This is a genomic window from Acidimicrobiales bacterium (assembly GCA_036270875.1).
In the GTDB taxonomy this organism is placed as follows: Bacteria; Actinomycetota; Acidimicrobiia; order Acidimicrobiales; family AC-9; genus AC-9.
The window spans coordinates 1-12,792 of sequence record DATBBR010000049.1; the positions used below are offsets into that span (position 1 = coordinate 1).

11 protein-coding genes are annotated in these 12,792 nt (G+C 69.3%); 6 read left to right on the top strand and 5 right to left on the bottom strand.

All coding sequences use genetic code 11. The annotated features are described in order from the left end of the window. Positions 1–45: 45 nt before the first annotated feature. Positions 46–978 (bottom strand): TIGR03619 family F420-dependent LLM class oxidoreductase, encoded by a 933-nt coding sequence (locus VH112_05440; protein HEX4539671.1) that lies wholly within the window; start codon positions 976–978, stop codon positions 46–48. 111 nt (positions 979–1,089) lie between these two features. Between VH112_05440 and VH112_05445 the strand changes: the two genes are divergently transcribed. The 3 genes from VH112_05445 (at position 1,090) to VH112_05455 (ending at position 3,874) form a co-directional block, all read left to right on the top strand. Beyond that, positions 1,090–1,506, top strand: coding sequence for a hypothetical protein (locus VH112_05445; GenBank protein HEX4539672.1), 417 nt, complete (start codon positions 1,090–1,092; stop codon positions 1,504–1,506). Between the two features lie 65 nt (positions 1,507–1,571). After that, positions 1,572–2,420: an SDR family oxidoreductase gene (locus VH112_05450; GenBank protein ID HEX4539673.1), complete on the top strand. Its 849-nt coding sequence runs from the start codon at positions 1,572–1,574 to the stop codon at positions 2,418–2,420. A 5-nt stretch (positions 2,421–2,425) separates the two neighbouring features. After that, positions 2,426–3,874, top strand: a complete 1,449-nt coding sequence (locus VH112_05455; protein ID HEX4539674.1) for an alpha/beta hydrolase family protein — start codon at positions 2,426–2,428, stop codon at positions 3,872–3,874. Positions 3,875–3,926: 52 nt separating this feature from the next. On the opposite strand, the gene VH112_05460 is transcribed toward VH112_05455, so the two are convergent. Next, entirely contained in the window at positions 3,927–5,123 is a 1,197-nt protein-coding gene (locus tag VH112_05460) for a cytochrome P450 (protein ID HEX4539675.1), read from the bottom strand. Between the two features lie 188 nt (positions 5,124–5,311). On the opposite strand from VH112_05460, the gene VH112_05465 reads away from it, so the two are divergent. The 3 genes from VH112_05465 (at position 5,312) to VH112_05475 (ending at position 10,425) form a co-directional block, all read left to right on the top strand. After that, the gene (locus VH112_05465; protein HEX4539676.1) at positions 5,312–6,742 is read left to right on the top strand and encodes a PQQ-binding-like beta-propeller repeat protein; all 1,431 of its coding nucleotides are present in this window, start codon (positions 5,312–5,314) and stop codon (positions 6,740–6,742) included. A gap of 69 nt (positions 6,743–6,811) precedes the next feature. Further along, positions 6,812–8,599, top strand: coding sequence for an ABC transporter ATP-binding protein (locus tag VH112_05470; GenBank protein ID HEX4539677.1), 1,788 nt, complete (start codon positions 6,812–6,814; stop codon positions 8,597–8,599). Between the two features lie 20 nt (positions 8,600–8,619). After that, entirely contained in the window at positions 8,620–10,425 is a 1,806-nt protein-coding gene (locus VH112_05475; protein ID HEX4539678.1) for an ABC transporter ATP-binding protein, read from the top strand. On the opposite strand, the gene VH112_05480 is transcribed toward VH112_05475, so the two are convergent. From VH112_05480 to VH112_05490, 3 genes are all read right to left on the bottom strand, one after another. After that, positions 10,415–10,876 (bottom strand): MarR family transcriptional regulator, encoded by a 462-nt coding sequence (locus VH112_05480; protein ID HEX4539679.1) that lies wholly within the window; start codon positions 10,874–10,876, stop codon positions 10,415–10,417. The genes VH112_05475 and VH112_05480 overlap by 11 nt on opposite strands. Positions 10,877–11,260: 384 nt before the next feature. Further along, entirely contained in the window at positions 11,261–12,403 is a 1,143-nt protein-coding gene (locus VH112_05485; protein HEX4539680.1) for an amidohydrolase family protein, read from the bottom strand. Between the two features lie 62 nt (positions 12,404–12,465). Beyond that, the gene (locus VH112_05490) at positions 12,466–12,723 is read right to left on the bottom strand and encodes an integrase core domain-containing protein (GenBank protein HEX4539681.1); all 258 of its coding nucleotides are present in this window, start codon (positions 12,721–12,723) and stop codon (positions 12,466–12,468) included. Positions 12,724–12,792: the final 69 nt, after the last annotated feature.

Below are 12,792 nucleotides of genomic sequence, written 5' to 3' on the forward strand. Positions count from 1 at the left end.
CTCCCTTTGTTGTCGCAGGCCGGGCGGAAGTGGGCCCAAGACGCCTCAGGCCCCGGCCGCGGCACGGAACGCCTCGACCACGGCGGGTAGGGCATCGGCGCCTTCCGCCGCCGAGCGGGGCACCTTGCCTCCCAGCGTGAAATCGGTGATGCCGGCTTCGAGATAGCCCGGCACCTGCTCCATGGTCCGATCGAGGTCGATCCTCCCGTCCCGTCCTTCGGTCAGGCGCAACCCGCCCAGCACCCGGAGCCCGTGCGGGTCCCGTCCGAGCGCGGCGAGGGAGTCCCGCAGTCGGGGGACTGCCGCTCCCGGATCGATCATGTCGTCGCCCCATGGGATCCACCCTGCCCCGAAGCGCGCGATGCGGTTGACCACCCGCGGGTTGAGCGTCCCGCTGACCCAGATCGGCACTCCGTCTGTCTGCACGGGGTGCGGAAAGCTGTGAACGGGCCCGAAGCTCAGGGTCTCCGACGAGCGGTACGCCGGGCTGTCGCGCCACAACGTCTGGCATACCGCGAGACACTCGTCGAGCAGACGACCGCGGTCCTCGAACCGAACGCCGGCGGCGTCGTACTCCTCCCGCTGCCAGCCGACACCCACGCCGAGGTCGAGCCGTCCCCCGGACAGCACGTCCAGCGTCGCGGCTGACTTTGCCAGCACCGCGGGGCGCCGCAGCGCAGCCTGGAGGATGCCGGTGCCCAGCCGTACCCGGCTCGTCCGACCGGCGAGGAGGGCCAGCAGCGTCATCGGCTCGAGCCAGTACCCATCGGGTCCGGTGGGCTGCCGCCCGCCGGCGATGCCCCCGAGCTCGCTGCGACCGTACTGCTCGAGGTTCTCGCCGAAGACGACGTGATCGGACACGAGGACGCGGTCGATCCCGGCTCGGTCCGCCGTGACCGCCATATCGACCAGAGCGGACCAGTCGTGGCGCGGCGCGGCGGAGAAGCTGGTGAGGCGGAGAACGAGGCTGGGTCTCATGGCGGAGGACCTACCGGAACTATAGGTCGCGCATCCGGGCGTCTCGGCGCCGTTGGATCATGACCCACGAGGTAATCGACCCGCGGCCGGTCGGGGTGCACACTCAGTGTCGTGACCACTGACCACCGGCCCGACGACAACCGAGTGTTGCGCCTCGTACTGCCGCTGGACACCGCCGCGTCGGGAGCGTTCGTCCTGCTCGCCCTGGCGGCCGTGCCGACGCTGTCCCTGCTGGATGTGTCGGCCGGCGTCGTGAGGCTGGTCGGGCTGGCGTTCATCGCTTACGCCCTGGCCCTCGCGGCGATGGGCGCGGTCACGGCATGGACCCTGATCTCGTCGATGGCTCATGGTCGGTACGACCTTCCGGCGCGGCTCTGGCTGCCGTTGCCCCGGGCGGCACAGCCCTTCCCCGGCGGGAGGACGGACAGCCCCGGCGTGGACGTGGTGCCTGGGCCGGGCGCCGGCCACGACCGATCGGTGCCGAGCGGCACCCGTCGCCGGCTCGATCGGGGCGCCGCCGGGCCGTAGGCTGTGGAGTCACCTCCTACCAGGGGAGCTGGGACGACGAAGGAGCTGGGGAAGGAGTCTGCGGCGTGACGACCTCGAACCACGGCGCACCTGGCGCAGGTGGCGCATCGCCGCTGGCGACCGCCTCGGGAGCCGCGCCAGGCCGGGGACGGCTGACGGGGCGCTGCGTGTTGATCGTTGGCGGGGGGCAGCACGACTACGGGCTGGCGAGTCCCCCGATCGGCAACGGGCGGGCGATGGCCACGCTGTTCGCCCGCGAGGGAGCTGCGGTGGCGGTCGCTGACATCGACCGCGGGAGCGCCGAGCGCACGGCCGAGCTCGTCCGACGCGAGGGGACGCCGGCGGCCGTGCTGGTGGGTGACGCGGCCGACGAGGCCTCGGTGGCATCGATGTTCAGCGACGCGCGCGACGCCCTCGGTGGTCTCGACGGCGCCGTGCTCAATGTCGGAATCGGCGCCGGCATGTTCCTCCGGGGCACGACCGCCGACGACTGGGACCGGGTGATGGCGGTCAACGCCCGCTCCCAGTTCCTCGGCTGCAAGTACGCCCTCGAGATCATGGCGGCCGGAGCGGTGGTCCTGATCGGCTCGGTCGGGGCCCGGGAGGTCTTGCCCTTTCCTGCATACGGTGCGTCCAAGGCTGCGCTGGAGTCCTTGTGCCGCCAGGCCGCGGTCGAAGGAGCGCCCGCGATCCGCTTCAACCTGGTGGTGCCGGGCCTGATCGACACCTCTCTCGGTCGGCAGGCGTCCCAGATCAGCGCCCGGCGTGAGCAGGTGAGGATTCCGGCCGGGCGCCAGGGCACGGCGTGGGAAGTCGCCTACACGGCCCTGTTCCTGCTGGGGGAGGAGTCCTCGTATATCACCGGCCAGAGCGTGATCGTCGATGGCGGCTTGACGATCGCCCCCCGAAGCTGACGGCGATGAGACGGACCACGACGGGGCTCAGCATGGCTCTCGCTGTGTCGGTCGTCGCGGGGCTGCTGACCACGGCGATGCCTGCCGCAGGGGCTGGGCCGGGAGACCGGCCGGGCGACAGGGCGCCGACCATGAGTGACGGGTACGGCATCCACGTCACGGCTGAGCGGCAGATCGACCCGCGGCTGCTGGCCGTGACGGTGACAACCCCAGCCCTCCCCGGCCCGGCCAACATCGGTGTCCTTCTGCCCTCCGAGTACGCCGCTCATCCCGGGCGCCGGTACCCGGTGCTGTACCTCCTGCACGGCACCAGCGGCGGCGCGTCCGACTGGACGACCATGGGGGACGCGGAGCGGACCACCGCCGGCCTGCCCGTGATCGTCGTCATGCCCGACATCGCCCTCGGCGACGGCGGTGGAGGATGGTGCACGAACTGGTACAACGGCGGCGCCTACGGTCGCCCGGAGTGGGAGACCTTCCACATATCCCAGCTGATCCCCTGGGTCGACCACGGCCTCCGCACGATCGGTGCGAGACGGGGCCGGGCGATCGCCGGGCTCTCCCAGGGCGGGTTCTGCTCAATGAGCTACGCGGCTCGCCATCCGGACCTGTTCGGCACGGCGCTCGCCTACTCGGGGGCCCCCGACATCGCAGCGAGCCCCGATGTCGAGGTCGGCAGCACGGCGATCATCAACGCCACCGAGGTCGGGCTGGACCGCGTGCCACCGAACTCGATGTTCGGCGACCGGGTGACCCAGGAGGTGAACTGGGCCGACCACGACGCCGCCACCCTCGCCCAGAACCTGAGGAGCACCGACCTGTCGATGTACTTCGGCAACGGCGAGCCCGGCCCCTTGGACCCCTCCCCGGTCAACCCATCGGGCAGTGGCATCGAGGCTGCGGTGGCAAGGGACAATGTCGACTTCCACGACCGCCTCGGGTCGCTCGGCATCCCCAGTTATTACGACGCCTACGGTCCCGGCACCCACACCTGGCCGTACTGGGCGCGGGATCTCCGGGAGAGCATCCCCTCGATCATGGACGACTTCGCCCATCCGCCGGCGCCGCCGTCGAGGATCACCTACACCATCGCTGACCAGCACTATTCGATCTACGGCTGGGACGTCACCATGCACCGCCCGGCGATGGAGTTCAGCACCCTCGAGGGCGCGGATGCCGGCGGCTTCGCGCTCGCCGGGAGCGGGTCGGGCTCGGTCACCACGCCGGCCAGCTACCGACCGGGCACGAGGTATTCGGTGATGCTCCGCGGCGACACACTCGAGCCCACGACGGTCACGCGCGTCGCCGACTCGCGCGGCCGTCTCCATCTCGATGTCCCGCTCGGGCCCGGCAATCCGTTCCAGCAGGACACGGCCGCTGCCGCCGCCGCAGGCACGAAGGTCTACACGACCACCGTTCGCATCCAGCCCCTGCCGACCAACCGCTCGAACTAGCGCGAGGTAGGTCGGAAGCGCGCCCGGCGGCAGGCTCCGCCGAGCAGGCTCGTCAGCCGATGCGCACCGGCAGCCGACGGGGTCCTCGCACCTGCCCGCCAGCCCACACGACAGCGTCGGGGTCGGCGAGGTGGAAGGTCGGGAACGCCTCGAGCCAGACCTCGAGCGCGACCCGTAGCTCCATGCGTGCCAGGTGGGAGCCGACGCAACGGTGGATGCCCAGCCCGAAAGCCGAGTGTCGATTGATCTGTCGATCGATGACGACCTCGTCGGCGGCCTCGAAGGCCGCGGGATCGCGGTTGGCCGCAGGGAACGAGAGCAGGATCCAGTCGTCGGCTTTCATGGGACAGCCGTGCCACTGCATGTCCCGCCTGACCAGCCTGGCCATCGTGACCGGTGCGTAGGCCCGCAGGAGCTCCTCCATCGCGGTCGGGAGCAGCTGCGGCTCCGATACGAGTCGCTCGCGGTCGTCGGGGTGCCCGGCCAGGTGCCACAGCGAGGCGCCGATCGCGCTCCACGTGGTGTCGATACCCGCGAGCAGGAGGAGAGCGATCGTGCCGGCGACGTGGGCCATGTCGATGCGCTGGCCGTCCATCTCCGCCGCGAGCAGCTGGCTGGTGAGATCGTCGCGTGGGTGGGCGATGTGGTCCTCCACCTGTACCTGGAGGTACCCGAACAGCGACTGCATTCCGACGATGCGTTGCTCGAAGGGGGCGGTGACGTCCTCGAGCACGTGGTCAACGAAGCCGCGGAATTTGTCTGCGTCCTCGCGCGGGAAGCCGAGCATGGTCGCGATGACCCGCACGGGGATGTGCTGGGCGTACCCCACGGCGGCGTCGACCACCTGCTGGTCTCCCAGGCCGGCGACCAGCTCCTCGCAATACGCGCGCGTGACGGGCTCGAGGTGCGCGATGGCCTTGGGGGCGAAGGCGGGGAGCAGGATTCGCCGGGCACCCTGGTGGAAGGGCGGATCCGACGATATCGGCGGCGCCATCCCCCGAGGTGACAGGTCAGGAGGCCGGTGGTTGGTGACGATCACACTGCGGGACGTGAAGTTCTCGGTGTCGTAGGCGATGGCCGAAACGTCGTCGTGGCGGGTTGGCAACCAGACGCCTCCGTAACGATCGGAATGGGCGACCGGGCAGCCGCGTCGGAGCTCGTCCCAGATGGGAAAAGGATCGGCCACCCACGCCTCGTCGGTGTGGTCGAAGTCCTTGGCCCAGTCCTCGACCGGAGGATTTTGGCTCATCCGTATTCCTCCTACTCGCTACTCGCCTCGGCGGCGGCCGGCCCGGCAGGCCGGCCCGGGAGGCCGGCCCAGGTGTACAGGCGTAACCCGGATCATTTGATATCGCAAGCAGGCAATCCCTGCCGCCGGGCGGAACGTAGAGCCTTCGCGGGGATCACCTCGCTGGGTTCGGACCAGGAGGGCTGGGGATGTCTCGGTTGGGTCGGAGCACGTTCGGGGTGTCGGTTGCCGCAGCCACATTCCTGGTGGCCGAGCTGGTCCCCCTCGGGTTGCAAGCCACGGCAGGGACAGGCGCCGCCGCGCAGTCGGCGCAGACGGAATGGCCGTCGTACGGCGCCGACCTGTCCAACAGCCGCACCGTCGCCGGTGGCCCGGCGGCGACGAAGGTCCCTTTGCTCGTCCAAGCGTGGCGAGACGACTTCACCGACGGCGATTTCACCGGGACGCCGGTCGTGGCCGGCGGCATCGCCTACGTGGGCTCGAACGGCGGTATCGTCCGCGCCATCCAGGCAGTCGGTGGCGGCGCCCGCGCCGCAGGGTCCGTGCTGTGGTCGACGTCGGTGGCGCCCGACGGGATCAACGGCTCACTGGCGGTGAGCGGCGCCACCGTGTACGTCCCGGTCGCCAAGGTCGGCGGCCCCTACCTCGTAGCCCTGGATGCTGGCACGGGACAGCGGCTGTGGTCGACGGCGCTCGACACCTCGACCGACGCCGACGTCTACGGTTCGCCGACCGTGGCGCCGGCACCGGACGGCCGCCTCCTCGTCCTCGAAGGGGTCTCGGCCGTGAGCGGCGACCCGGCGTCCCCCCTTCGCGGAAGCGTCATCGCCCTCGACGCCGCCACCGGCGCCCTCGTCTGGAAGCAGTACACCGTGCCGCCCGGGCTCAACGGCGGCGCGGTGTGGTCGACCCCGTCCGTCGACCTGGCCACGGGGGCCGTGTACGTCGGCACCGGCAACGCCTACTCGGGCCAGGCGGCGCCGACCACTGACGCCATGCTCGAGCTCGACCTCGCGACCGGCGCCATTCGAGGCTTCTTCCAGGCCACGCGCGGTGACGTGTTCAGCTCCAGCACGCCCGGGCTCGACTTCGACTTCGGTGCTTCACCGAACCTCATCGACGTCGGGGGTCGGCACCTGGTGGGGGAGGGACAGAAGAGCGGCGCCTACTGGGTCCTCGACCGCACCACCATGCAGCCCGTCTGGCACGCCCAGCTCGGACCGGGATCGGTCGTCGGCGGTGTCATCGGGTCCACCGCCTACGACTCGGCTGCCAACCAGATCGCCGGGCCGATCACCGCTCCTGGGTACGTCTGGTCGGTCCAGGCGTCGACCGGGACGCCGAGGTGGGTGAGCCCTGGCCTCGCCGATCCCGTTCACTTCTCACCGGTGGCCATCAGCAGCGGCGTCGTCTACTCACTGCTGTCGGGCGGCTTCATCGGCGCCTGGAGCGAGCAGACAGGCCTGCCGCTGGCGCAGCTCTCGCTGTCGAAGCCGGGATCGATCACCCCCGAGATCTCATTCGGGGGGGTCTCGGTGGCTGACGGCCTTGTCATCGCCAACACTGGCACGCAGGGGAGCAACGGCTCGATCGTCGCCTTTCGCACGCCGGCCGCCTGACGGCCCGGCAAGTCGAAGCGCGCCTCCCTAATAATTTGACGCTCGAACCATGTGAACTAGGGTGTCGTCATGTCCGCGCGTCGGGAGCGGCCGTCTCGCGCCGGGTGGCAACTCCTCGCCGGGGCGGTGAGGGACCAGCGCAGCTGGGTGGTGCTCGGCGTGACCGCCGGCCTGTTCTGGACGGCGGCAAAGGTCGCCGTGCCCTCCCTCGCCCAGCTCGCCATCGACCAGGGCATCATCTCCCGGGACAATCGGGCGCTGCTCCAATGGTCATTGGCCATCCTGGGCGTCGGGATCGTGTCGGCCGTATGCACCGGGCTGCGGAGGTTCTACGCCTTCGGCATCTCCTACCGGGCCGAGACCGAGCTCCGGGACCGGCTGTTCGCCCATCTCCAGCGCCTGCATTTCGCCTTCCACGACCACGCCCAGACGGGTCAGCTGATGGCCAGGGCGGCCACCGATCTGCTTCAGGTGCAGTCGTTCCTCACCCTCATCCCGATCACCATCGGCAACGCGCTGACCGTGGCGGCCGTGGTCGTGATCCTGTTCGTCACCAACCCGGGACTGGCCGCGCTGGCACTCGCCGCGCTGCCACTGATCAACATCGTGGCCAAGCGGTTCGCCGGCAATATTCATCCTGTCTCGCTCGAGTTGCAGCAACAGCTGGCGGGAGTGGCTGGCGTGGTCGAAGAGACCGTGGTCGGCGTCAGGGTGGTGAAGGGCTTCGGTGCCGAGCCGATCCAGGAGGGCAAGCTGCGAGCGTGGGTCGATCGTGTGTTCGACCGCGCCGTGCTGCTCGGACAGATGCGGGCGTCGTTCATGCCGCTCCTCGACTTCCTTCCCGCCATCGGTCTGGTCGCCGTGCTGTGGTACGGAGGCCACCAGGTGCTGAGCGGCCACCTCAGCGTCGGGGAGCTGGTCGCCTTCATGACCTACATCCTCATGCTCATCGCCCCGCTGCGAATGCTGGGGATGATCATCGCCATGGCCCAGCGGGCCGTGGCCTCTGCCACGCGGATCGACGAGGTCCTCGCGACCCACCCCGCCATCGTCGACCGGACCGACGGGAGGACGTTGCCCCCGGGCCATGGTGAGTTGCGCTTCGAGGAGGTCACCTTTGCGTATATGCCTCCGGAGGGTGGCGAGCCGAGCGACGCCGGCATACCCGTGCTCGACCGGCTCGACCTGGTGGTGCGCCCGGGCGAGGCCGTCGCCCTGGTCGGGGCCACCGGGTCGGGCAAGAGCACTGTGGCCCGCCTCATTCCCCGCTTCTACGACGTCCTGGGCGGGCGCATCACCATCGATGGCGTCAGCGTGCAGGACCTGCGTCTGCGTGAGCTCCGCCGGGCGGTGGGGATCGTCTTCGAGGACACGTTCCTCTTCAGCGACAAGATCCGCGACAACATCGCCTTCGCCGACCCCGATGCCCCGCGAGAGGCCGTCGAGTGGGCGGCGCGACGCGCCGGCCTCCACGACTTCGTCGTTGACCTGCCGGACGGTTACGACACAGTCGTCGGCGAGCAGGGCTTCTCGTTGTCGGGCGGTCAACGTCAGCGGGTGGCGCTGGCCCGAGCCATCCTGGCCGACCCCCGGATCCTCATCCTCGACGACGCCACCTCCTCGGTCGACCCCACCAAGGAGCACGAGATCCGGGAGGCCCTGGCCGCGGTGATGAAGGGTCGCACCACGATCATCATCGCCCATCGCCCGGCGACGGTGGCCCTGGCCGACCGCGTCGTGCTCCTCGACCATGGCCGCATCGTGGCCGAAGGCACCCACGCCGAGCTGCTCGCCACCAGCGAACGCTACCGAAGGCTGCTCGCCCAGCAGGAGGAAAGCCAGGTGCTGACCCGATGATGCCGTGGGGATCGGGCGCGGTGACCGACGAGGAGAAGCTGTCGTCGACCCAGGCCCGCCGGGTGGTGCGCCGGTCGCTGCGAATGCTGCGTCCCTACCGGCGCCAGGTCGTGCTCGCCATGGTCGCGCTCCTCGTTTACACCCTGGCGATGCTCGCCGGTCCGCTGATGGTGAGGCTGGGGATCGATCGGGGCCTGCGCGCCCATGACGGCGCGGTCCTGAACGCCGCGGTGATCGGCTATCTCGCGGCCGCCATCGTGGCGGTCGTGCTGGGCCGCACCCAGATAGGGCTCATCACCAGGGTGGGCGAGAGCTTCCTCCGGGATCTGCGGGTGCGGGTGTTCGATCACATCCAGGCCATGGGCATGACGTTCTTCGACTCGCAGCCGGCGGGGCGGCTCGTCGCCCGGATGACCTCGGACGTCGACGCCCTCCAGACGCTGGTGCAGCAGGGCCTCGTCATGTTCATCCAGAACGCCCTGCTGTTCGTGGCCACGATTGTCGTGCTGGTGGTCCTGTCGCCGGTATTGGCCGCGGTGTGCCTGGCGTCGATGCCGGTTGTGGTCGTCGCCAGCGTGCGATTTCGCCGGGACTCGAACGCGGCCTATCTCACCGTGCGTGATCGCGTGGGCCAGACGCTCTCCACCCTGCAGGAGAGCCTGTCGGGGATCAGGGTCGTCCAGGCCTTCGCGCGCGAGGAGTCGCAGAACGAAGTCTTCGTCAGTCACAACCGGGCCCAACTCGACGCCAACCTCAAGGCCGTACGCATCTCCGCCCGGTACTTTCCCGTCATTGAGCTGGCCGGCATCGGCACCATGGCCATCATCGTCGGCGTGGGCGGGGTCTTCGTGCACGAGAACCTGATCACCGTCGGGACGGTGGCTGCGTTCGTCCTGTACCTGATCAACCTGTTCGAGCCGATCCAGCAGCTCAGCCAGCTGTTCAACACGGTGCAGCAGGCAGGGGCCGCTCTCAAGAAGTTGTTCGATCTCATCGATATCCCCTCTGATCTCACCGAGCGGCCCGGAGCGGTCGATCTACCGCCGAAGGGCGAGCTGGCCGTCGAAGATGTCGGGTTCGCCTACGACGGCCGTGCCCGGGTGTTGGGCGACGTGAACCTCACCGTTCACTGGGGCGAACGCCTGGCCCTCGTCGGCCCGACCGGGGCGGGCAAGTCCACGCTGGCCAAGCTCATGGCGCGGATGTACGACCCCGGCGAGGGGCGCATCAGGTTCGCGGGCGTCGACTTGCGGGATGCCACCTTCTCCTCCCTGCGCCATCGGATCGTGGTGGTGCCCCAGGAAGGCTTTCTCTTCGCCGGCACCATCTTCGAGAACGTCGCCATCGGGCGCCGAGGTGCCGACGAGCAGGAGGTGCGCCGTGCGCTTCGCCTGATCGGCGTGGAGGAGCGCTTCCTTGCACTGCCAGAGGGGCTCTCGACGCCGGTGCGCGAGCGTGGCTCGAGGCTGTCCGCGGGTGAGCGGCAGCTGGTGTCCCTCGCCCGGGCCGCCCTGGCCGATCCCGCAGTGCTGGTGCTCGACGAGGCCACCTCCAGCCTCGATCCGGGGACCGAGGCTGCCGTCGAGCGCGCCATGGCCAGCCTGATGCAAGGGCGGACGGTCGTCGTCATCGCCCACCGGCTGTCCACCGCCGAGCGGGCCGACCGGGTGGCCGTCGTCGATCACGGGAAGCTCGTCGAGGAGGGCACCCACGATCAGTTGCTGGCAGACCGGGGTCGCTATGCGGCGCTGTTCGCCTCCTGGGCCGGCGAGGCCCGCGGTCGCGACCCGGACGACCTGACGAGCGACTCCGCCCTTAGCTCTTGAGGGTGGTCGACAGGTAGGCGTCCATGGCCTCGCGCCACAGGCGAAGCCCCCCGACAGCTCGCTCCCGGTCACGGGGTGCCAGGTGCCCGGCGATCGCCTCCAGCCGAGCGTTGGTCTCAGCGTCTGCCTCCGACAGCATCCGACGGCCCTTGTCGGTCAGCGCATGGGTGACGCGACGGCGATCGCCGCCGTCGGTTTGCCGGTTCACCAGTCCTCGGGCCACGAGGCCGTCGACGATGGCGGTCACGCTCGGTGGGCTGACGGCGAGCTTCGACGCGAGGGCCGACGCCACGGCCGATCCATCTCCGAGCATGATCAGCACCCGGTATTGCGGGAGGGAGAGGTCGCTGTGGCTGAGCGCCTTCTCCAGGTGCCTCGCGAGGCGCGCCGCGGCGCGTCCCAGCGGGAGGGGTTCCCCCTGCTGGACCTCTTTCGCCTTGCGGTTGCTCACCGACCTCCCGCCCACCACCAGAAAGTGTCGATCCGAAGCGACAACGTACGCCCATCCTAACAGTTTGGCTCTCGAAACAAACCGGCCCGAAGGCGGTCGCTCTCCAACCGCCGCTGTCCGGCACTCGGGAGCTGAGCGGGTTGCTCGCCCTGGTGTCACCTCTGTCGAAAGTGGGCTCGGTGGCTGCAGGCGCGTCGCCCACTTTCGACCAGATGTGGAACGGGACCAATGCACGGGGACTGACAGACGGGAGGAAAGAGGTGAAGGCTCGTCGAGCTCCAACCGGGCCTGGTGGGCTCGACCAATCTGGAGTCGGAGCTGATCTCGCGGTGCCACCGCCCCCCTTGGCGGCGGCCCCCTATCAGCTCGCGCAGCCCTTTCGTGTCAGGTTCTGCCGGAGAGCAGCTCGGCCATGTTGTGACAGAAGAACCGCGCCTGGTCGGCTTCACTCGTGGTCGTCAGGGTCTCCTCGAACTTCGCCAGAGGATCCTTGCCTCCCTCGGGATGAGGGAAGTCGGAGGAGAACATGAACAGCTCGGCCCCGGTCTGCTCGATCATCCAGCCCACGGGCTCGCCCGGGAATGGTGTGAACTTGAGGTGCCGGCGGACATACTCCGAGGGCGTGAGCTCGAGCTTGCGCAGGGGCTCCTCGGTCCGGCGGAAGGCGCGGCGGCCGTAGTCGAGATGGCGCATCCAGGAGACGACCCAGCCTGCGCCCTGCTCGATGCACCCTCCCCGCAGCTTCGGGAAGCGATCGAAGAGACCATCGAAGATGAGCACGCCGAGGAACAGCTCCGGTGACTGGTGGATGGCGAGGAAGTCCTTCGACCTGACGTTCTCGCCCCCTCCGAGGTGATCGGTGACGGGCATGGCGTTGTTATGGAAGGCGGGGTCCAGCAGGCGTCCGCCCCCGCCGACGTGGAGCACGAAGGGCACGCTCGCTTCGCTCAGCACGTCCCAGAACTGGTCGAGCTCGGGATGGGTCGGGGCCCGCGATCCCGCGGCCGTCGAGGGGACCATGACCGCCGCGCAACCGTCCTCGATCGCCTGGGTTGCCAGTGTTGCGGCGCGAAGTGGGTCGACCAGGGGGACGAAGCCGACCGCGAGCAGCCGCTCGTCGGCCGAGCAGAAGTCCACCATGGCTCGGTTCTGCGCCGCACTGCCCGCGTACAGCCGTTCGACGTCCCGCCCCGTGAACATCGCAGTAGCGAAGGTGGCGAACACCAGCTGGGATTGGAAGCCGAGTAGATCGAGGACCCGGCTGCGCTCCGCCGGGTCGAAGCCGCCCATGGCGTGCCATCCCTTGTCGTCGAGCAACCGGCCTTCGGCCTGCGCGGCCCGTGCCGGATCGGATCGTCGGGCTTCGGCGCAGGCGAGGGCGTCTTGGAGCACAGGCGCCAGCGCCTCCATAGCGCGTCGCCGTAGACGGTCGCGCTGGGCAGGTTCGATGAAGGGGTCGAGGAAGTCAGCCAGCTCCATGACGTGGCTGTCAGCGTCGCTGATCGTCCGCTGCCCGGCGTAGGTCATCTGGCCCCCATATCCCAATCCATATGATCTGTCCCCCTGATTCTGGACTCGGTTTGTGAGAGTCAGGCGGCACTTGTGGGCTCGGGGTGAAGTTTCTCATAGGTGATCGGAGCGACCATGCCCAGCGAGCTGTGGCGACGGGTCCGGTTGTAAAAGACCTCGATCCAATCGAAGATGGCGCTCGACAGCTCGACACGGCTCTTCCACCTTCTCGAGTTGAGCAGCTCCGTCTGCATCCGTGCCCAGAACGACTCGACCACGGCATTGTCGAAGGCGTCGCCGACGGTCCCGATTGACTGGGCCAGGCCGGCGGCGCGCACCCGCTGGCTGAACGTCCAGGAGGTGTATTGCGAGCCGTGGTCGCTGTGTACGAGGGCCCCAGCATTGGG

Coding starts and splice junctions, on each gene's coding strand:
- VH112_05440 (HEX4539671.1), bottom strand. CDS start 978: ATGAGACCCAGCCTCGTTCTCCGCCTCACCAGCTTCTCCGCCGCGCCG.
- VH112_05455 (HEX4539674.1), top strand. CDS start 2,426: ATGAGACGGACCACGACGGGGCTCAGCATGGCTCTCGCTGTGTCGGTC.
- VH112_05460 (HEX4539675.1), bottom strand. CDS start 5,123: ATGAGCCAAAATCCTCCGGTCGAGGACTGGGCCAAGGACTTCGACCAC.
- VH112_05465 (HEX4539676.1), top strand. CDS start 5,312: ATGTCTCGGTTGGGTCGGAGCACGTTCGGGGTGTCGGTTGCCGCAGCC.
- VH112_05470 (HEX4539677.1), top strand. CDS start 6,812: ATGTCCGCGCGTCGGGAGCGGCCGTCTCGCGCCGGGTGGCAACTCCTC.
- VH112_05485 (HEX4539680.1), bottom strand. CDS start 12,403: ATGACCTACGCCGGGCAGCGGACGATCAGCGACGCTGACAGCCACGTC.